General features: G+C 59.6%; 16 protein-coding genes and 1 pseudogene. 5 read left to right on the forward strand and 12 right to left on the reverse strand.

Annotation, left to right across the window (positions count from 1 at the left end; translation table 11 throughout):
* Positions 1–43: 43 nt before the first annotated feature.
* On the reverse strand, positions 44–628 hold the full coding sequence (locus PMI09_RS05470; protein ID WP_007789709.1) for a hypothetical protein: 585 nt from the start codon (positions 626–628) through the stop codon (positions 44–46).
* A gap of 303 nt (positions 629–931) precedes the next feature.
* Here PMI09_RS05470 and dnaE point away from each other — a divergent pair, with 303 nt between their 5' ends.
* A complete protein-coding gene (gene dnaE, locus PMI09_RS05475; RefSeq protein WP_007789711.1) occupies positions 932–4,429 on the forward strand; it encodes a DNA polymerase III subunit alpha in 3,498 nt (1,165 codons plus the stop codon).
* 2 nt (positions 4,430–4,431) lie between these two features.
* Here dnaE and PMI09_RS05480 read toward each other — a convergent pair whose 3' ends face one another.
* The gene (locus PMI09_RS05480; protein ID WP_007789713.1) at positions 4,432–5,667 is read right to left on the reverse strand and encodes a L,D-transpeptidase family protein; all 1,236 of its coding nucleotides are present in this window, start codon (positions 5,665–5,667) and stop codon (positions 4,432–4,434) included.
* A 94-nt stretch (positions 5,668–5,761) separates the two neighbouring features.
* Complete coding sequence (locus PMI09_RS05485) at positions 5,762–7,051, reverse strand: DNA polymerase IV (protein ID WP_443216171.1); 1,290 nt, start codon at positions 7,049–7,051, stop codon at positions 5,762–5,764.
* 75 nt (positions 7,052–7,126) lie between these two features.
* Between PMI09_RS05485 and PMI09_RS05490 the strand changes: the two genes are divergently transcribed.
* Positions 7,127–7,714, forward strand: a complete 588-nt coding sequence (locus PMI09_RS05490; RefSeq protein ID WP_007789717.1) for a GNAT family N-acetyltransferase — start codon at positions 7,127–7,129, stop codon at positions 7,712–7,714.
* Here PMI09_RS05490 and PMI09_RS05495 read toward each other — a convergent pair.
* Both PMI09_RS05495 and PMI09_RS05500 read right to left on the reverse strand, forming a co-directional pair.
* Positions 7,689–8,360, reverse strand: a complete 672-nt coding sequence (locus PMI09_RS05495) for a hypothetical protein (protein ID WP_007789719.1) — start codon at positions 8,358–8,360, stop codon at positions 7,689–7,691. The genes PMI09_RS05490 and PMI09_RS05495 overlap by 26 nt on opposite strands.
* A gap of 2 nt (positions 8,361–8,362) precedes the next feature.
* The gene (locus PMI09_RS05500; protein WP_007789721.1) at positions 8,363–8,671 is read right to left on the reverse strand and encodes a DUF3572 domain-containing protein; all 309 of its coding nucleotides are present in this window, start codon (positions 8,669–8,671) and stop codon (positions 8,363–8,365) included.
* A 132-nt stretch (positions 8,672–8,803) separates the two neighbouring features.
* Here PMI09_RS05500 and PMI09_RS05505 point away from each other — a divergent pair, with 132 nt between their 5' ends.
* On the forward strand, positions 8,804–9,175 hold the full coding sequence (locus PMI09_RS05505; RefSeq protein WP_007531841.1) for a response regulator: 372 nt from the start codon (positions 8,804–8,806) through the stop codon (positions 9,173–9,175).
* An 18-nt stretch (positions 9,176–9,193) separates the two neighbouring features.
* Positions 9,194–10,564 carry a PleD family two-component system response regulator gene (locus PMI09_RS05510; protein ID WP_007789723.1) on the forward strand — a complete coding sequence of 457 codons (1,371 nt, stop codon included), beginning with the start codon at positions 9,194–9,196 and terminating at the stop codon, positions 10,562–10,564.
* Positions 10,565–11,272: 708 nt separating this feature from the next.
* Here the strand turns inward: PMI09_RS05510 and rpmG are convergent.
* The 5 genes from rpmG to topA form a co-directional block, all read right to left on the reverse strand.
* The gene (rpmG, locus tag PMI09_RS05515; RefSeq protein WP_003587245.1) at positions 11,273–11,440 is read right to left on the reverse strand and encodes a 50S ribosomal protein L33; all 168 of its coding nucleotides are present in this window, start codon (positions 11,438–11,440) and stop codon (positions 11,273–11,275) included.
* Positions 11,441–11,533: 93 nt separating this feature from the next.
* On the reverse strand, positions 11,534–12,721 hold the full coding sequence (locus PMI09_RS05520) for an MFS transporter (protein WP_007789726.1): 1,188 nt from the start codon (positions 12,719–12,721) through the stop codon (positions 11,534–11,536).
* A gap of 259 nt (positions 12,722–12,980) precedes the next feature.
* Positions 12,981–13,436, reverse strand: a complete 456-nt coding sequence (locus PMI09_RS05525; RefSeq protein WP_007789728.1) for a DUF983 domain-containing protein — start codon at positions 13,434–13,436, stop codon at positions 12,981–12,983.
* Positions 13,437–13,468: 32 nt separating this feature from the next.
* Positions 13,469–15,841 (reverse strand): ribonuclease R, encoded by a 2,373-nt coding sequence (rnr, locus tag PMI09_RS05530; protein ID WP_007789730.1) that lies wholly within the window; start codon positions 15,839–15,841, stop codon positions 13,469–13,471.
* Positions 15,838–18,489, reverse strand: a complete 2,652-nt coding sequence (gene topA, locus PMI09_RS05535; RefSeq protein WP_007789732.1) for a type I DNA topoisomerase — start codon at positions 18,487–18,489, stop codon at positions 15,838–15,840. Before topA ends, rnr begins: the two co-directional genes overlap by 4 nt.
* A 259-nt stretch (positions 18,490–18,748) precedes the next feature.
* Here topA and PMI09_RS32505 point away from each other — a divergent pair, with 259 nt between their 5' ends.
* Complete coding sequence (locus PMI09_RS32505) at positions 18,749–18,877, forward strand: hypothetical protein (protein ID WP_007789734.1); 129 nt, start codon at positions 18,749–18,751, stop codon at positions 18,875–18,877.
* Here the strand turns inward: PMI09_RS32505 and PMI09_RS30070 are convergent.
* Both PMI09_RS30070 and plsY read right to left on the reverse strand, forming a co-directional pair.
* A pseudogene (locus PMI09_RS30070) lies at positions 18,870–18,992 on the reverse strand (DNA-processing protein DprA); the annotation flags it as partial. The gene PMI09_RS32505 and the pseudogene PMI09_RS30070 sit on opposite strands and share 8 nt — an antisense overlap.
* Before the next feature lies 1 nt (position 18,993).
* A complete protein-coding gene (plsY, locus tag PMI09_RS05540) occupies positions 18,994–19,569 on the reverse strand; it encodes a glycerol-3-phosphate 1-O-acyltransferase PlsY (protein WP_007789736.1) in 576 nt (191 codons plus the stop codon).
* Position 19,570: the final 1 nt, after the last annotated feature.

The raw sequence follows: 19,570 nt of genomic DNA on the forward strand, positions 1-19,570 counted from the left end.
CTCAATAATGGTGCCAATTGTAAAGAACAAAATAGGAACAAAGCTATTGCCCGCAGATTGCTTGTCCTGTGTCGTCCTTCCACTGGGCGATCGGTATGGTGCGCGGTTCGGCTTTGACGTCCTTGCCGTTCTTCTGCAGCTTGCCGGTCAAGGCGTTGTAGTCGCAGGAACCGCCGGCATTGGGGTCGAGCGTGTCGTAGTGATTGTAGGTGTAGCCGCCGACGACAAACTGCTTGTTCCGATAGGCAACCGTCAGCGTCTGGTCCCAGCGATCACGGCCGATGGCGCTGTTTTGTGAGTGTATGGCGATCGAGGATTTGCCGACGGCTTTCAACGACGGTTCCTGTCCGAAGACGCCCTCAGCGCGGGTGCTGCCCCAAATCTTGTTTGGCGCACTCAGCGAAAGTCGCAAGAGCTCGTGGTCGCTGTCGCGAAGATAGATGTATATGCCGATCTGGTCGTCGCTGGCGCTGCCTGCTGGCGCGACTAACAGTGCAAGATCCATTCCCCCGTCGCCATCCCAATCACCGGTCGCAGCATCGACGATGCGCGCAGCATCAATCTGCTCGGCATTGGCAGTAAACGCCGCCGATAAAGCCAATCCAGCAATTAATACAAACTTAAACATGCTTTTCTCCCGTCGCCAGACCGCCAGCAGAGCGGAAAAGAATCCTGTTGACAATAGAACAATAGCAGAACAAAATAAAAACATAAGAGAACAGGAGAGCCAAATGACTGACATGATCCGTGATATCGCAGCATTCACCTCCATCGCAATGTTCGTTGCCAGCTTCTCGCTGATCTGCATGGCAATGTAAGAATTACGGGGACCGCATGACTGCCATGCGGTCTGAACGCTTCCCTTCTCTGGACATCGACCCCTCAATGCTGAGAATAGCTCTGATTGATTCAGGTGATCGGAAGGCATGTCATGGCGGGTGCGGAGAAAGACGCGGTAAGCGGTTTCATCGGCGGTACGCCCGGCTTCGTTCACCTTCGGGTCCACTCGGCCTATTCGCTGCTTGAAGGCGCGCTGCCGCTAAAGAAGATCCTCTACAAGGCGTCGGGCGATAGCCAACCGGCGATCGCGATCACCGACACCAACAACCTATTCGTCGCCCTCGAGTTTTCTCAGAAAGCGGTGGATGAAGGTCTGCAGCCGATTATTGGCTGCCAGGTCTCGGTCGACATGGAAGACGGCCTGGAGACGGAACGGCGTGGCGGCCAGCAGGCGCTCGTCAAGCTCCCGTCTTTGGTACTGTTGGCTGCGACCGAGGCCGGCTACGAGCGGCTGGTGGATCTCGTCAGTCGGGCCTATCTTGGCGGCGAGGGCGGTCAGTCGATCCACATTCGTGCCTCTTGGCTCGATGAGATCGGAACCGACGGCTTAATTGCTCTGACCGGTGCCTTGACGGGGCCGATCGATATGGCGCTGAAGGACGGCCATACAGCTCAGGCGGAAGCACGCCTTCTGCTGCTGAAGCGGCATTTCGGCGACCGACTGTATGTCGAACTGCAACGTCATGGCACCTATGACAAACGCCATGAGCAGAAGGTGATCGGTCTTGCCTATGAGTATGATTTGCCGCTGGTCGCCACCAACGAAGCATTCTTCCCGACGCGCGACGACTATGATGCCCACGACGCCCTGATGGCGGTGGCCCACAACGCCATCGTTTCGGACGATACGCGGTTCCGCCTGACGCCCGATCACTACCTAAAGAGCCGAGCCGAGATGGCGAAGCTGTTTGCGGATCTGCCGGAAGCGTTGGAAAATACCATCGAGATCGCGCGCCGCTGCTCGTTCATACTCAAGACGCGCAAGCCGATCCTGCCGCGCTTCACGGGCGCCACGGCCGATCCCGAGGAAGCGGAACGCGAAGAGGCGCTCGAACTGCGCCGGCAGGCAGAGGAGGGGCTGGACAATCGCCTCGCCACGCTCGGCATGTCGCCCGGCTACGAGGAGAAGGACTACCGCGAGCGCCTGGAATTCGAGCTCAGCGTTATCGAACGCATGAAGTTTCCGGGCTACTTCCTCATCGTTTCGGACTTCATCAAATGGGCAAAGCAGCATGACATTCCCGTCGGTCCGGGTCGTGGCTCGGGTGCGGGCTCTCTGGTTGCCTACGCGCTGACGATTACCGACGTCGATCCGCTGCGTTTCTCGCTGCTCTTCGAACGCTTCCTCAATCCGGAACGCGTTTCGATGCCCGACTTCGATATCGACTTCTGCCAGGATCGCCGCGAAGAGGTGATCCGCTACGTGCAGCGCAAATACGGCCGCGAGCAGGTGGCGCAGATCATCACCTTCGGTTCGCTGCAGGCACGCGCGGCACTGCGCGACGTCGGCCGTGTGCTGGAAATGCCCTACGGTCAGGTCGACAAGATCTGCAAGCTGGTTCCCAACAACCCAGCCAATCCCACGCCACTGTCGAAGGCGATTGAGGAAGAGCCGAAGCTGCAGGAGGAGGCCGGCAAGGAGCCGGTTGTCGCGCGCCTGCTCGATATCGCCCAGAAAATCGAGGGCCTTTACCGCCACGCCTCGACGCACGCCGCCGGTATCGTCATCGGCGACCGCCCGCTGTCGAAGCTGGTGCCGATGTATCGCGATCCGCGTTCCGACATGCCGGTCACCCAGTTCAACATGAAGTGGGTCGAGCAAGCCGGCCTCGTCAAGTTCGACTTCCTCGGCCTGAAGACGCTGACGGTGCTGAAGGTCGCCGTCGATTTTGTCGCCAAACGCGGCATCAAGGTGGATCTCGCTTCGATCCCGCTCGACGACAAGAAGACCTACGAAATGCTCTCGCGCGGCGAAACGGTCGGCGTGTTCCAGGTTGAAAGTGCGGGCATGCGCAAGGCGCTGATCGGCATGAGACCAGACTGCATCGAGGACATCATCGCGCTCGTGGCGCTTTATCGCCCCGGTCCGATGGAGAACATCCCGACCTACAACGCCCGCAAGCACGGCGAGGAAGAAATAGAATCGATCCATCCGACGATCGACTACCTGCTGAAGGAAACGCAGGGGGTTATCGTCTACCAGGAGCAGGTGATGCAGATCGCCCAGGTCCTGTCCGGCTACTCGCTTGGCGAGGCCGACCTTCTGCGCCGCGCCATGGGTAAGAAGATCAAGGCCGAGATGGACCAACAGCGCGAGCGCTTCGTCGATGGTGCCGTGAAGAACGGAGTGTCGAAGCCGCAGGCCGACAACATCTTCGAGCTTCTGGCGAAGTTCGCGAACTACGGCTTCAACAAGTCGCACGCCGCCGCCTACGCGATCGTCTCCTATCAGACCGCCTACATGAAGGCGCATTATCCGGTCGAGTTCCTCGCCGCGTCGATGACGCTTGATATGTCGAACACCGAAAAGGTCAACGACTTCCGCCAGGACGCCAAGCGCCTCGACATCGAGGTGATCCCACCCTCGGTGCAGACTTCGTTTCGCCACTTCGAAACCGGCGACAACAGGATCTATTACGCGCTGGCGGCGCTGAAGGGTGTCGGCGAATCGGCTGTCGATCATATCGTTGAGGTTCGTGGCGACACTCCATTCGCGAGCCTTGAAGATTTCTGCCTGCGCATCGATCCGCGACAGGTAAACCGCCGCGTGCTGGAAAGCCTGATCTTCGCCGGTGCTTTCGATTGCTTTGGGCTCGATCGCGCGCAACTGGCAGGTGGTCTCGACCGGATCATGGGCTATGCCCAGCGTGCGCAGGAAAACAAGCTGAGCGGCCAGTCGGATATCTTCGGCAGCGCTCTTTCGTCAGGCCCCGAGAAAATCTCGCTGCCGCCGTTTTCGCCGTGGCTGGCCTCCGAGAAGCTGCTTAAGGAGTTCCAGGTCCTTGGCTTCTACCTGACCGCGCATCCGCTCGATAGCTACCAAAACATTCTGCAGAAGATGCGCGTGCAGACCTTCGCCGAGTTTTCGGCGGCAGTGAAGCAGGGAGCAAGCAACGGACGCCTTGCGGGCACCGTCATTTCCAAGCAGGAGCGCAAGACGAGGACCGGCAACAAGATGGGCATCATCGTGTTTTCGGATTCATCCGGTCAGTTCGAAGCCGTGCTGTTTTCCGAGATGCTGAACCAGTACCGCGATGTGCTGGAATCCGGAAAGTCCTTCGTGATCACCGCGACCGGGGAGGAGCGGCCGGAAGGTGTCGGCCTTCGGCTGCAGACCATACAGTCGCTTGAGGAGAAGTCTCTGCAGATGCAGAAGGCTCTGCGCGTCTACGTGCGCGATTCCGGGCCGCTTCGCGCGGTCGCGGCGCACCTCAATGCCAAGGGTGATGGCCTCGTCTCCTTCATCGTGATTAAGGAGGAGGGCAAACGCGAGGTGGAAGTCGAGCTTCCGCAAAAATATCGCATCACGCCCGAGATTGCCGCGGCCCTTCGTGCGGCACCTGGCGTCGTTGACGTCGAGTTGGTCTGACGTCAGCCCCTTGTTAGGGTAATGAAGTCGGTTCCGTTGCCGGTCTCGGGTCCGAGGCCGGTGTCGGAAATCGTCAGTGTCGAGCCGGGGGTCAGCATGGCGTCGATTTTTCGCCGCGTCTCATCGGGAATATCGATACGGCTCAGAGCATTGGCGATCGGCGTGCCTGATATGATCGAGCTCTCGAGGCTGCTGATTCCAAGCCGCGTCATGGTTGCGCGCGAGAGTGTATTTGGAAGCGTCGCACCCATCCAGTCTGCCGAGCCGGTTTCGAAATCGATACTGCGTGCCATCAAGAAATGCATGCCGAGGGCAAGGCGAGGGTTCTCGATCGAGATCGGCGCTTCAAGAACAGGCTGGAAACCTTGGCGGATCATGATGACGCCGTTCGGCGGCGTTCCCTTCCCGGCCGCGGCATAAACCGCCTTGGTGAGTGCGTCACTCGTTGGTGACTTGTCTGCCGTGGGCTCAACCGGATATTTCAATTTGAAATCGCCGATCGCCTGCAGCGTTGCCGAGCCGAGCAAGCCGTCGGGTTCACCTGCGGCAAATCCGAGCTCATTGAGGTAGGTCTGAAGGTCGATGACCTCCTCGCGCAGACTGCGGCGCGTGATGAGAATGCGGATCGGCGTGTCGTTCGCGGGCGCTCTTGCCGCCGGAGTTTGGGCAGCCGGTAGCGCGACGTCGTTCATCGCGACCTGAACGGGAGCCTGGCCGATCGCCGGCCGCAAAGCCGCGTCGGAAAGCAACGCTGCGGGCTCTGGCATGTCCGGCCGGAAGAGCGTCGGATGATCGATCGGTTCAGGCGTTAGTTCGCCATCGGTAATGATAACCGGAACGCCCATCTCCGTCAGCTTATAAAGCTGCTTGGCGAAGGCTGACGGCATGCGGACGCAGCCGTGCGATGCCGGGTACTGGGGCACGGAGTCCGACTCGTGAAGCGCGATGCCGGACCAGGTCAGCCGCTGCATGAAGGGCATCGGAGCCGCCGAATAGAGGTTGGACTCGTGATATCGCCGCTTCTCGATAACGGAAAAGATGCCGCTCGGCGTTGCATGGCCCGGCTTTCCGGTCGAGACTTTCGAGGTCGCCACGACCTCGGCGCCGTCATAGAGTGTGAGCGACTGCGCATCCTTCGATACGAAGATCTGCAGCGTGCGTGCATCCGCCGCGAGCGCGGGGTGCACGAGTGCGGTGGCCGACAGCAAGCCGAGGACAAAAACGAGACGCGACAACATATGACTCAACCGATACGCAATACTTGAAACGCCAGCCTAATCGGCGAAGCTTAAGGAAAACTTGAAATAACGGACCTTGAGGCAGGCTCACATATTAGTGTTCGCGCTTGCCGCCAAACGTATATCCGGTCTGGACGGTGCCTTTGCCGAACTTGTCGCGCAGCTTGTCCATTGCCGCTTCGGCGGCTGCCCTGCGGCCGGATTGCACATCGATAAGGTCGGGTGGATCGGCGCGCGCGGGGTCGCAAAGATCGGTCACGCCGATCCCGATCAGGCGAAACTTCGTACCGTCCGTTTCCTTCTCGAGAAGTTCCAGCCCGGTGCGGAAGATCCGGTCGGCAAGCTGGGTCGGGTCTTCGAGTTTGCGATTGCGAGTGCGCAACTTGAAGTCCGCCGTCTTCATTTTCAGAACCACCGTCTGGCCGGCAATGTCGTGCTTCTTCAGCCGCCAGGAGACCTTCTCCGAAAGACTGCGGAGGATCGGAACGAGTTCATCGTAGCGGGAAATGTCATCAAAGAAGGTCGTTTCGGACGAAACGCTCTTTGCCGCATCGTTCAGATGGACTTCGCGGTCGTCGACGCCACGCGAAAGGCGCGCCAGCCGCTGCCCCATGCTGCCATATCGACGCATGAGGTCGTTTTCCTCCATCCCCTGTAACTGGCCGATGGTGCGGATGCCGTCAGCCTCGAGCGTAGCCGCAAATGCCTTGCCCACGCCCCAGATCGTCGTCACCGGCCGCGGGGCAAGGAAGGAGACGGCCTCTTCCCGGCCGATGACCGAGAAACCTCTGGGCTTTTGCAAGTCGGACGCGACCTTGGCGAGAAACTTGCAGTAGGAAAGGCCGACGGAGATGGTTATGCCGATCTCCTTCTCGATGCGCTGGATGAACTTGGCAAGCGTGCGCGCCGGCGGATCGTGATGCAACCGCTCGGTGCCGCCGAGTTCCAGAAACGCCTCGTCGATCGAAAGCGGCTGAACCAGCGGCGTCAGTTCCTGCATCAAGGTGCGGACCTCGCGTCCGACCTTGACATATTTTTCCATGTCGGGCCGAATGACCACTGCCTGCGGGCAGGCCTCCAAGGCCTTGAACATCGGCATCGCCGAACGAACGCCATGGATACGCGCGATGTAACAGGCGGTCGAGACCACCCCGCGCTTTCCGCCGCCTATGATGACAGGCTTGTCGGCGAGCTCAGGATTGTCGCGCTTCTCGATCGCTGCGTAGAAGGCGTCGCAATCGATGTGCGCCAGCGTCAGCTCGTACAGTTCCTTGTGCCGCACGAGACGAGGGCTTCCGCACGCCGCGCAGCGGCGCGTTTCGGCCTTCTGCTCGGCAAGGCAGTCGCGACAGAAGCCGGGTGTCTTGGCGTACACAAGTGTCATGACGAGAACAAAGATTGAACATTGCAACATTAGCCTCTAAACTTTTGAGTCTCAAGAGAGGCGAGGAGGTTTGCATTGGATATCGATCTCCGTTTCGAGCCGGTGACCGCGAACCGGTGGGGTGACTTCGAACGGCTCTTCGGTCCTCGTGGAGCCTTCTATGACTGCTGGTGCGTTGCCCTCCGTTTGCCTCATGCCGTGCGAGCGAAGATGGGGCCGGGAGAGCGAAAATCGCACATGCAGGGCCGGATAGCCGTCGGTCCGCCGCCAGGCATCCTGGCCTATGCTGATGACGAGCCGGTCGCTTGGGTCCAAGTCGGATCCCGGCACGACGTGCCGCAATTTAATTCGCCGCGAACGGTGTCCCGACCGGTGGAGGAAGGCGATGCTCACGATCCGTCATTCTGGGCAGTAAGCTGCTTTTTCCTGCTCGCGCATTTGCGGGGGCAGGGGCTCAGCCATCGTCTCCTTGCCGGTGCAATCGATCATGCGCGGCGTCACGGCGCTCGCTACCTTGAAGGCTGTCCGATCGACCACGTCAAGCAATCGAAGTCGGTGACGCTTTGTACGGGGTCGACCGCGATCTTCGATGCGGCTGGATTTGAAACCGTGGCAAAGCGAAAGGATGGCCGGCCGCTCATGCGGCTGGATTTGCGCTCGTGAGGGCATCGGCCGCGAAATGTGCCCTTAGCAGCTCTGCGGCATGGTCCCAGCCAGTGGCCGCCACGATGTTTCCAACCGGCGGTGGTGCGAACGGCTTGAAATCCGCGTTGGCCATCATGGTCAGGAGCAGGCACTCAGGCAGATGATCGGCAACGGAAAGGAGATTGCGCTGCATATCATCGATGAAGGCGACAGGCAGGCTTCGCCGATCATGAAGCCTTGCGACAACAGGCCCCTTGGGCTCCTCCGTGGCGATCAGGTCGAAAGAGAGGTCGAGCTGGTTGAGAAATTCTCGTCGGATACCGTGGTGCCGAGGTGGCATTGCGGTCAAGAAGACGATGTCGGCGTCGGCCGAGAGCGCCTGCAGCGTTTCGACCGCGTTTTCCGCCGGCCTCTGCCAGAGGTGCTGGTTCGCGAAGAATACTTCCTCAAACGAATCGATGGCTGCTTTATCCAACTCGCTGCCATCGAGCAAAGAGACGATATTGCCGTAGAGGCGGAACGACCGTGGCAGGAGGTCGTAACTGTGCGAGCGCAGAAAAGCGGTAAAGGGAGTGAGGAACTCGAGAACCACTTCGTCGATGTCGCAGACGACCAAAGGCCGGTCGCCGAGGCGCACCTGGCTGATGTTGGTAGCAGTATCCATGCTCAATATTCTCCCGAGCCAAGTCCCGGCGGCGAAAAGTGCAGCCATGCCGCATTCAATGCGTCGGGCGCGGTGCCGGTCGCCTGGCAAAAGGCCATCGCTGTCGGCTCGTGTTGCATGATGAAGTCCATCATGCCGGAAATAAACCCAAGATCGCTGATCGCGTGGCGGACTTGCGCCGGTTCGACGCCGGTCAACGCGAGGAAACGACTGAACAGTTCCGGTTCGTTGGCAAGCCAGGTGAGAACGGAGATTGCGGTCAGCTGTGGATCGGCCGCGAGTTGTTTCGAAGTCTTGAAGTTGCTTTGCATTTCTCTGGGTAAATTACCTATTTTTCAACCAAATAGCGATAGTGTGCCGCCATCGGTTCTATGGAACCAAGCCGCCGCATAAGTCTTCTTCTTGCGGGGAAGCGGTACCAGAACGGACGTAGGACGCGTGTCATGCCCAAACAGGTGATGATTGTAGAAGACAACGAGCTCAACATGAAGCTCTTTCGCGACCTTATTGAGGCGTCCGGCTACACGACGATCCAGACCCGAAATGGCATGGAGGCGCTCGATCTCGCGCGCAAGTACCGGCCGGACCTGATTCTGATGGACATTCAGCTACCTGAGGTTTCCGGTCTCGAGGTTACGAAATGGCTGAAGGAAGACGATGATCTGCACGTCATTCCCGTTATCGCCGTCACAGCATTTGCCATGAAGGGAGACGAGGAACGCATCCGCCAGGGCGGCTGCGAGGCCTATGTCTCCAAACCCATTTCCGTTCCTAAATTCATTGAGACGATCAAGACCTATCTGGGCGATGCCTGACGCATCGGAAAGAAGCCTATGACTGCGCGCATTCTGGTGGTTGATGATATTCCGGCCAACGTCAAGTTGCTTGAGGCTCGGCTAGTCGCCGAGTATTTCGACGTACTGACCGCCGGCGACGGCTATCAGGCCCTGGCAATCTGCGAGCGGAACCAGGTCGATCTTGTCCTTCTCGATATCATGATGCCTGGAATGGACGGCTTCGAAGTGTGCGAGCGCCTGAAAGCCAACCCAAAGACTTCGCATATACCCGTCGTCATGGTGACGGCTTTGGATCAGCCGGCCGACCGCGTGCGTGGCCTGAAGGCCGGCGCCGATGACTTTCTCACCAAGCCGGTCAATGACCTTCAATTGATCTCGCGGGTGAAGAGCCTCTTGCGGCTGAAGACGCTCAGCGACGAATTACGGATTCGCTCTGAAACCGCCCATACGATGGGAATCGACGAACTGCTACGCTCGGGCGAGGGACGGGGCGACGAATCGGCCCAGGTCCTGCTCGTCGACGGGCGCGCCAATTCGCAGGAACGCATCATCAAGGCACTGAAGCCTATCGCCGACGTCTGCGCGATCTCGGATCCGCAGGCGGCTCTTTTCGAGGCGTCGGAAAATCCCTTTGAGCTCGTCATCATCAACGCCAATTTCGACGACTACGATCCCCTGCGTCTGTGTTCGCAGCTTCGCTCTCTGGAGCGCACGCGTTTTCTGCCGCTCCTGATCATCACGGAGCAGGGCGATGACGACATGGTGATCCGGGCGCTGGAACTCGGCGTCAACGACTATATCGTTCGGCCGGTCGATCCCAACGAACTGGTGGCGCGCAGCCTCACTCAGATTCGCCGCAAGCACTACAACGATCGCCTACGCGCGAGTGTCAAGCAGACGATCGAGCTTGCCGTCACGGATCCGCTAACCGGGCTCAGCAACCGCCGCTACCTGGATAATCACCTGAGCACGCTGTTCAATCGCTCAATGGCGCGGGGCCGTCCGCTATCGGTGCTGATCACCGATATCGATCGGTTCAAGCAGGTCAACGACACCTATGGGCATGATGCCGGGGATGATGTGCTTCGGGAGTTTGCGAACCGCATTCGCTCCACCGTCCGCGGCGCCGATCTTGCCTGCCGCTACGGCGGTGAGGAATTCGTGGTGGTCATGCCCGATACCTCGCCCGAGGTGGCCGCAACCGTCGCGGAGCGGTTGCGCTCTGTGGTCGAAACGACACCGTTCCTGCTGAAGTCATCGGGGCAGGAGTTGAGCGTGACTGCCTCCTTCGGCATCTCGTCGCGCATCTCGTCGGTCGTTACGCCGGGGCAGCTGATGAAGCAGGCCGATCTGGCGCTCTACGAGGCAAAAACGGGCGGTCGCAATCGGGTCGTCGCCGCGGCTTGAGTAACACTTCTATGAAGCATTTGGGTCATCCACAGCTACCTGATTCATGCCTGCCGACGCGTGGCAGCCAAGTAACTTGAATGCAAAGCCGGCCATTTGACCTGAACATTTGTTGGTTCTCGATAGCGCGCCAAGCAGATGCGGTACGGGCTCAGTGATAAATGTGAGGATCAATCAGATTTAGGCGGCACTTCGCAAGTAGCTGTGATAACCAAGTTTCGAGGCGTAAAGGCGCAAGCTAATACTATTGACCTATAGTTTCGCCATTCTTTGTCAATTTGGCGCTATTCTTGCTATTGGAGGCGACTCGAAGCTCTAAAAACTGTCCCAAAGCCGTACTTTTAACCACAGAATCAACCTCGGAGATCTAACCATTAAGAATTTGTTGATTTTCTTTCATTTTCGAGCAAATTATCGAACCATAAGAGATAAGCACTCCCCGTGAGGAGTCTGAGATACCCCATGATGCTCAGGTCCGCCGCATCTCCTGGGTCGTGGGGTCGGTCGGCTGGTTTGCAACATTTAGCGGTTCCTCGTGCCGCGTTGCTTGCCGGTCGACCCCCTTTCAAGAAAACGCCGTCCTTTCCGCATTTTCGGGAGGACGGCGTTTCTGTTTTCAGGCATCAGAAATCAGACAATAAAGCCGGCGAACAAAAAAAGCGCGCAGCCCGTGGGCGCGCGCCTTTTTGAAGACGTCAGATCAAGCGATTACTTGATCTTGGTTTCCTTGAACTCGACGTGCTTCTTAGCGATCGGGTCGTACTTGGTCTTCGTCATCTTGTCGGTCATCGTACGGCTGTTCTTCGTCGTGACGTAGAAGAAACCGGTGTCGGCCGTCGACAGCAGCTTGATCTTGATTGTGGTAGCCTTGGCCATGGTCGTCCTGCCTTTAATAAAATGAAAGCCGTGGCAGGCCGGATAGGCTCCACGGCAAATTCTGGCGCGAAACTACGAATCCAGCCCGAAAAGTCAAGCCCGCTTTCGGAGGAAAAGCAGTCTGACGGCGGAAAGCAGGGCATAAAGCCCGAAGAATCCAGCGATCGCCCAGGCAAAACCGTTGTTGCCCGCAACGTCGATGGCCGCGCCGATGACCTGCGGTCCGGCCACTGTGCCAACCGCATAGCAGAACACAAAGGCCGCGTTGGCTGCCGCGAGGTCGGAGCCGGTCAGGCGCGAGCCCAGGTGACTGAGGCCCACCGTATAGAGTCCCGCAACGCAGCCGCCCCAGAAGAGGAGAACCGTCGCCATCAGAATCCAGCTGTGCACGAGGACCGGCAGCATCAGGGAGCCGATCAGGCCCATGAAGGCCATGGCGGCCAGCAGCGGACGCTTGTCCTTCATGCGGTCCGAAAGTAGGCCGACGGGAATCTGGAAGATCACGTTGCCGATTCCCATTACGGTCAGCAGCAGGGCTGCCTGCGATTCGGTAAAGGCGGCGCGCACTGCATAGATAGGGAACAGCGCCAGACCACCGGCTTCGACGGCCCCGAAGATGAAGACGGCAGCTGTTGCTGTCGGCACCAGGAAGACGTAGCGCATGAAATGCAGCTCGGGTTTCTCTTCGAGGACCGGACTCTCATACCGCGCGATATAGATTGGAATGGCTGCCAGCAGAACGGCGCCGGCGCCGACAGCAAACGGCAAGATGCCATCGCTGCCGAGAATCGAAAAGAGCAGCGGTCCGCCGGCAAACCCCAGCGACAGGACAGTGGCATAGATGCCGAGCACGAAACCGCGCTTGGAAGGCGGCGAGGCGGCGTTGATCCAGAATTCCGACAGGATGAACAGCGTCGTTGTCGCGCCGTGAAAGGCGAAACGCAGCGGAAACCACATCCAGAAATCCTGGGCGTAGTAGAAGGCGAGCGCGCTGATCGCTGAAATCACGACGGCCCAGATCATGGTCGGGGCGACACCATATTTGTGCGCCAGCTTCGTGGTGATGGGCGCAGCCGCCATCGCGGCAACCCCGGCCATCGCGGTGTTCAATCCGATAAGCGTCGACGGAATGCCGCGCTTTTCGAGAATGATGCTGAGAAGCGGAAGCCCGAGGCCGATTGCTATGCCGACAGCGGAGATGGACGAGACGGCTGCCACCAGCGAAGGCCAATGAATTTCTTCGACATCGCCTGCTGCTGTGCCGTTTCGCGGCTGAGACATATACGCATCCTTAGAGACCTGCTGCACAGAATCGCTCACCGCGAAGCACCATAGAAAGGCACAGGAGTACCAAATCCGAGTGACGGCTGTGCTTTACAAGATGAAACGCGCTGGCGGCAATAACCTGGATGATCTTGAATGGATATAGTCAAAGAACCTTACCGAATAGGCATGAGATTTCGCCCCGCGGAAGCGGGGCACCGCTGGGCGTGCCACTACACGTCAATTGTGTCGTGAAGGTGAAGGGGCAGGTACGCGCCTAGCGTTTGCGGCCCGGTATCTCGTAGGCGTCGTGATCGTCGGTTTGTCCACCGAAGCCGTGCATCTTCAATGCCCATTGCAGGCCGATGACGCCGCCTTTGATCGGCTGGATGATCAGCAGTGTCGCCAGCAGCGTGATAGGCGTCCAGATCGCGAACGTCAGCCAGAGGGGCATTGGCCAGAGGAGGTCGGTTGCCATGTAGCCGCCGATAATGAGATGGCCGATGACCACGATGGCGAGATAGGGCGGCAGGTCGTCCGAGCGATGGTGGTGCATGGCCTCGCCGCAGGCGGCACAATTGTCCACCGGCTTCAGGAAGCTTTTGAAGAGTTTGCCGCTGCCGCATGCGGGGCAGGTGTTCAGCATGCCGCGCTTGATAGAGCGGCCGAGCGGACGCTCCACCTCCTCACTGCCTCCGTAACGGATTGCCTGGTCGGTAGAGGTGGTCGTCATCGTTCGTTTCCTTTCGCGGCGTCCCTACACGCCTATCGCCGCCCTCTTGGCGGCCTTGTTCCGGCCTTCTTGCGCGCGCGGCTTGCGTCGCGCCGGCCCGCCTTGTGGAACGAACGTACAGCTGTGGGCATCTTTCGCCCTTCGCTGATCATCTCGAAGCGTAGCGCACCGGCAAGCGGAATGGCTTCTGCAAGCTTGACCGTGACACCGTCGCCGAGGCGATATCCAAGCCCGGTCTTTTCGCCAGACAGCGCCTGGTGTGCCTCATCATAGATGAAGTAGTCCGTTCCGAGCGTAGATATAGGAACGAAGCCGTCCGCTCCATAGTCCGGGAGAGTGACAAATAGTCCCGATTTCGTCACACCTGATACGCGTCCTTCGAATTCCTCGCCGACGCGACCGGCAAGATGATGGGCGATCAGGCGGTCCACCGTTTCGCGCTCGGCAGCCATGGCGCGCCGCTCGAAGGTGGAGATCTCGGCGGCGATGTCATCGAGCACCCCTTCCTCATCGGGGGTGATGCCGCCTTCGCCGAAGCCGAGCGAGCCGACCAGCGCACGATGCACGATGAGGTCCGCATAGCGGCGGATCGGCGAGGTGAAGTGCGCGTATTTCATCAGGTTCAGGCCGAAATGCCCGATATTCTCGGGGCTGTAGATCGCCTGGCTCTGCGAGCGCAGCACCATCTCGTTGACCATCGTCTGATGCGGGGTGTCATCGGCCTTGGCAAGGATCATGTTGAAATTGTTGGCGCGCATGTTGCCGCCCTTGGCGAGCGATATGCCAAGGGTCGCCAGAAACTCGCGCAGCACTTCCTGCTTGGCGAGTGTCGGGCCGTCATGGATGCGATAGATCAGGACCTGCCGCTTCTTCTCCAGCGTCTCGGCGGCCGAGACGTTGGCCTGGATCATCATTTCCTCGATGAGCTTGTGGGCATCGAGGCGTGGCGGCACGAAGACACGATCCACGGTGCCATCCGGCTTCAGCAGGATCTTGCGCTCCGGCATGTCGAGTTCGAGCGGCTGGCGTCGCTCGCGCCCGCGCGTCATCACCCTGTAGGCATTCCAGAGCGGCTTCAGAATGGGTTCCAGAAGCGGTCCCGTCTTGTCGTCGGGTTTTCCGTCGATCGCTGCCTGTGCCTGCTGGTAGGAGAGCTTTGCCGCGCTCTTCATCATGATGCGATGGAAGGTATGGCCGATCTTGCGGCCGTCCTTCGAAAACACCATGCGAACGGCAAGCGCCGGGCGGTCCAGACCTTCTCTCAGCGAGCAGAGGTCGTTTGAAATCCGCTCCGGCAGCATCGGCACGACCCTGTCGGGGAAATAGACCGAGTTGCCGCGTTTCAGAGCTTCGCGGTCGAGTGGCGAATTCGGCCGCACGTAATAGGAAACATCGGCGATGGCGACGGTGACGATGACGCCGTCCGGATTGTCCGACGAAGGATCTGTCTCTGCATAGACCGCGTCGTCATGGTCCTTCGCGTCGGCCGGATCGATGGTGATGAGCGGGACCTCGCGCCAATCCTCGCGATGCGACATTGTCGCGGGCTTGGCATCATCCGCCTCGGCGACAACTGCCGGCGGGAATATATAGGGAATGCCGTGCGCATGGATGGCGATCATCGAGATCGCCTTCTCGGATGCAACGGAACCGATGATCGACAGCACCTTGGCGCGTGGCAGGCCGAAGCGACCGAGGCGAGCGACTTCGACTTCGACGAGATCGCCGTCCTTGGCCTCGCCCTTGTACTCAGGATCGATCACCATTTCCTCGCCGCGCCGCTCAATCGGCAGCAGACGGCCGGCTCCACCCGGCGCATCCTTGAAAACGCCAAGCAGCGCGCCGCGGCGCTTGTCGAGGATCTTGATGATGCGCGCCGTGTAGGCTGGCCCGCCGCGGTCGGCGGCCGGAAAGATCTTCGCCAGGATGCGATCGCCCATCCCGGCAACAGGGGCCTTGCCCTTGCCGTTGCGTCCCGCCGGGGACGTCGACTGGCGGATGGCGACGGCGGGCGCAACGCCCTGATCATCAGGCCACTCCGCCGGACGACCGATCAGTTCGCCGTCCTTGTCGCGCGTCGTGATGTCGAGCACGGTGACGGGCGGCAAGGCGCCCGGCCGGATCAGCGACTTTCGCGTCTTCTGGAGCATGCCTTCCTGCTCCAGTTCGCGCAGGAGGTGCTTCAACTCGACGCGGCTTTCGCCTTTCAGCCCGAAGGCCTTCGCCAGTTCGCGCTTCGACGCTTTCTGCGGATGATCGGCGATGAAACGCAGGATCACTTCGCGGGAAGGCAGCGTGCCGTGGGCCATGTTCAGCGGTTCGGCTGCGGGTTGCTGGCTGGCGCGTCCGATCTTGCCCGGACGCTTGCCCGTGCCCTTCGTTCTCTCCCGCGGGATTTTGCTCACTCTTTGCTCTTCTTCGTCTTTGCCGGCGCCTTGGCCGTCGTCGGCTTGGCGGCGGTCTTGGTCGTCTTGGTTTCGGCGGCCGCGGCCTTCGCCTTCGGTTTTGCCTTGCTCTTCGAGGCCGGTGCCTTGCCCGCCTTGGCGGCGATCAGCGCCAGCGCTTCCTCGACGGTCAGTGCCCGCGGATCAGTGCCCTTCGGCAGCGTCGCATTGACCTTGCCCCAGTTCACATAGGGGCCGTACTTGCCGTCGCGAACGGTGATTGCGCCGCCATCGGGATGGTCGCCGAGTTCCTTCAGCGCTGCTGCTGCCGTCCGCCCGCGTCCGCCCGGCGCCTTGCTCGCTTTCTCGGCGATCACGGTCACAGCGCGGTTAAGACCGATCGAGAAGACGTCTTCGACGCTTTCAAGGTTGGCGTAGCCGCCATCGTGCAGCAGAAACGGCCCATAACGACCGATGCCCGAAGAAATCATCTTGCCGGTTTCCGGGTGCTTGCCGATGTCGCGTGGCAACGAAATCAGAGCCATCGCCTTTTCATAGTCGATGTCCTCTGGTTTCCAACCCTTCGGCAGGGAAGAGCGCTTGGCATCCTTGCCATCTCCACGCTGTATGTAGGGACCGAAGCGCCCGGAACGCAGCGTCAATTCCTCGCCGGTCACCGGATCGGCACCGAGATTCTTCGGCTCGTTCAGCGCAACGCCTTCGGCTTCCGAACCGCCTTCGGATGAAAGCTGGCGGGTATAGTTGCATTCTGGATAGTTCGAGCAGCCGACGAAGGCGCCGTATTTCCCGAGCTTCAGCGACAGATTGCCCGTGCCGCAAACCTGACAGATGCGGGGGTCCCCGCCGTCTTCGCGTTTCGGGAAAACAAGCGGCGCCAGCGCCTCGTTGAGCGAGTCGAGAACGTTGGTGACGCGAAGCTCTTTCGTGTCCTCGATCTGGGAGAAGAAATCCTTCCAGAAATCGCGCAGAACCTGTTTCCAGTTCAGCTCGCCGGCCGAGATCCGGTCGAGCTTCTCTTCGAGATCCGCCGTGAAATCGTATTCGACATACTTGGTGAAGAAGCTTTCGAGGAAGGCCGTCACCAGCCGTCCCTTGGCCTGCGGGATGAGTTTGCGCTTGTCGATGGTGACATATTCGCGGTCCTGCAGCGTCGCCAGCGTCGCAGCATAGGTCGAAGGGCGACCGATGCCGAGCTCTTCCATCTTCTTGATCAGCGACGCTTCCGAGTAGCGCGGTGGCGGCTCGGTGAAGTGCTGGGTCGAATTGATCTTCTGCTTCGCGAGGTTCTCGCGCGCATTGATTTCGGGCAGGCGACCATCTTCGTCACCGTCGTCGCTCTGTTCGCCATCTTCCTTCTGGTCGGTATAGGCGGCGATGAAACCATCGAAACGGATCACCGAGCCGACAGCGCGCAGGCCGGCCTTCTCGCCGTTGTTGTCGGCCGTGATTTCAGCCGTCGTGCGTTCGATCTCGGCCGAGGCCATCTGGCTCGCGATACCACGCTTCCAGATCAGGTCGTAAAGCTTGATCTGGTCGGCATCGAGGAACTGACGCACGCGATCGGGCGAGCGATTGAAGTCGGTCGGCCGGATTGCTTCGTGGGCTTCCTGTGCGTTCTTCGCCTTGGTCGAATAGACGCGAGCTTTTTCGGGCATGTAGCGCTGGCCGAATTGATCGACGATGGCCTTGCGTGCCGCATCGATGGCTTCGGGCGCCATCTGAACGCCGTCCGTACGCATGTAGGTGATCAGACCAACCGTCTCGCCGCCAATGTCGACACCCTCGTAGAGCTTCTGGGCAATCTGCATGGTACGAGACGCCGAAAAGCCGAGCTTCGAGGAAGCGGCTTGCTGCAGTGTGGAGGTTGTGAAGGGTGGTCCCGGGTTGCGCTTGACCGGCTTCGCCTCGACGGTATCCACTACATAGGTGGCACCCTCGAGAAGCGCTTTCAGTTTGCCGGCTTCCTCGCCGTTCGCGATCGAGCGAGCCTGCAACCGCTTGCCATTCGCTGCAACCAGCCTTGCCTCGAACTCGTCGCCTCGCGGCGTCTTCAAGAGAGCCGAAAGGTTCCAGTATTCTTCAGAGATGAAGCGCTCGATTTCGGATTCGCGATCGCAAACGAGGCGCAGCGCCACCGACTGCACGCGGCCGGCTGAACGTGCACCGGGAAGCTTGCGCCAGAGTACGGGCGACAGGTTGAAGCCGACGAGGTAGTCGAGGGCGCGGCGAGCCAGATACGCATCAACCAGCGGCACGTCGATATCACGCGGGTCGGCCATCGCATCGAGGACGGCCTTCTTCGTGATCGCGTTGAAAACGACCCGCTTCACAGTCTTGCCGTTCAGCACGCGCTTTTTGTTCAGCATGTCGAGGACGTGCCAGGAAATCGCTTCACCCTCGCGATCCGGGTCGGTTGCGAGAAACAGGCTGTCGGACGACTTCACCGCATCGGCAATGTCCTTGAGCCGCTTGGCTGACGCACTATCGACCTCCCACAGCATCTCGAAATCTTGATCGGGAAGAACCGAGCCGTCTTTGGCAGGTAGATCGCGGACATGGCCGAAGGAGGCGAGCACCTTGTATCCGGAGCCCAGATACTTGTTGATCGTCTTTGCCTTGGCAGGCGATTCTACCACTACAACATTCATCATGATTCTCTAAAAAAATGGGCCAGGCCGGCGGATAAGCAGATGGAATCCCTGCCGTGCCAAGATAACCGGTTCCTCGACATGGACAGGGAAATCGTTTCGGTCAAGTGGTTTGACTGCATTTTTACGCATTATAATGCTACACAACCAATGCGAGATAGCAATCGTATTGCAATTTGTGATAATTGAGGTATCGTTTTTGAAGTGTGGTTCAGGCTAGCCGAAAAGGCAGGGTTTCTCTTTCCTGAGAGACTATCCCATGGCGGCCAAGTTCGCAAAGAAAGATACCGGACGATCCGGCTCGCATGAGAACATCGCCTTCATAAGGCAGATGCTTGCTGAGTTGCGACGGGTGGCCGAAAAAGAGAACGCCGATATAAATGATTAATGAGGTCGCGAAAGGTCGCCGGTCCGACATTGTCGGAGCGGATAAGACGCAGCCACGCGATGCGTCGGCGTTCCGTCAGCGCAATTCCCTTTGGCCTTGCGCTGCGAGCGTCCATCCTATCCCTTCGCCCCGATTTTGCTTTCCGTCCCGCTCATCAGGCGGGAGATGTTGGCCTTGTGCTTCCAGAAGGAGATTGCAGTCATGATCGCCATGACAGCTGCAACCTTTTCGGCCCCCAGTATCCATAATGCAACCGGAATGACAAGCATTGCAACCAGTGCGGAAAGCGACGAGTACCGGGTCGTGAAGGCGACCGCCAGCCAGACCGCAGCAAAGGCAAGAACCATGATCGGCGCAACGCCGAGCAGCGTGCCGATATAGGTGGCGACTCCCTTGCCGCCCTTGAAGCCGATCCAGACCGGGAAGAGGTGCCCGATGAAGGCAAAGAAGCCTGCAATCAGCGCTGCTTCGTTACCCAGGAAGTAGCCGACGATCCAGGCGGCTGCGGATGCCTTCAGTGCATCGAGAAGAAGCGTTGCGGCAGCAAGCTTCTTGTTGCCGGTTCTGAGCACATTGGTCGCGCCGATATTGCCGGATCCAATGCTGCGCACGTCGCCAAGTCCGGCCGCCTTCGTCAGGATCAGGCCGAAGGGGATGGAGCCGAGCAGGTAGCCGATGGCGGCTGCCGCCAAA

It is taken from the genome of Rhizobium sp. CF122 (genome assembly GCF_000282035.1).
GTDB lineage: Bacteria > Pseudomonadota > Alphaproteobacteria > Rhizobiales > Rhizobiaceae > Rhizobium.

Bases quoted from the DNA above. Each gene is read 5' to 3' on its own strand.
- PMI09_RS05470 (WP_007789709.1), bottom strand. From the start codon at position 628: ATGTTTAAGTTTGTATTAATTGCTGGATTGGCTTTATCGGCGGCGTTT.
- dnaE (WP_007789711.1), top strand. From the start codon at position 932: ATGGCGGGTGCGGAGAAAGACGCGGTAAGCGGTTTCATCGGCGGTACG.
- PMI09_RS05480 (WP_007789713.1), bottom strand. From the start codon at position 5,667: ATGTTGTCGCGTCTCGTTTTTGTCCTCGGCTTGCTGTCGGCCACCGCA.
- PMI09_RS05485 (WP_443216171.1), bottom strand. From the start codon at position 7,051: ATGACACTTGTGTACGCCAAGACACCCGGCTTCTGTCGCGACTGCCTT.
- PMI09_RS05495 (WP_007789719.1), bottom strand. From the start codon at position 8,360: ATGGATACTGCTACCAACATCAGCCAGGTGCGCCTCGGCGACCGGCCT.
- PMI09_RS05500 (WP_007789721.1), bottom strand. From the start codon at position 8,671: ATGCAAAGCAACTTCAAGACTTCGAAACAACTCGCGGCCGATCCACAG.
- PMI09_RS05505 (WP_007531841.1), top strand. From the start codon at position 8,804: ATGCCCAAACAGGTGATGATTGTAGAAGACAACGAGCTCAACATGAAG.
- PMI09_RS05510 (WP_007789723.1), top strand. From the start codon at position 9,194: ATGACTGCGCGCATTCTGGTGGTTGATGATATTCCGGCCAACGTCAAG.
- rpmG (WP_003587245.1), bottom strand. From the start codon at position 11,440: ATGGCCAAGGCTACCACAATCAAGATCAAGCTGCTGTCGACGGCCGAC.
- PMI09_RS05520 (WP_007789726.1), bottom strand. From the start codon at position 12,721: ATGTCTCAGCCGCGAAACGGCACAGCAGCAGGCGATGTCGAAGAAATT.
- PMI09_RS05525 (WP_007789728.1), bottom strand. From the start codon at position 13,436: ATGACGACCACCTCTACCGACCAGGCAATCCGTTACGGAGGCAGTGAG.
- topA (WP_007789732.1), bottom strand. From the start codon at position 18,489: ATGAATGTTGTAGTGGTAGAATCGCCTGCCAAGGCAAAGACGATCAAC.
- PMI09_RS32505 (WP_007789734.1), top strand. From the start codon at position 18,749: ATGGCGGCCAAGTTCGCAAAGAAAGATACCGGACGATCCGGCTCGCAT.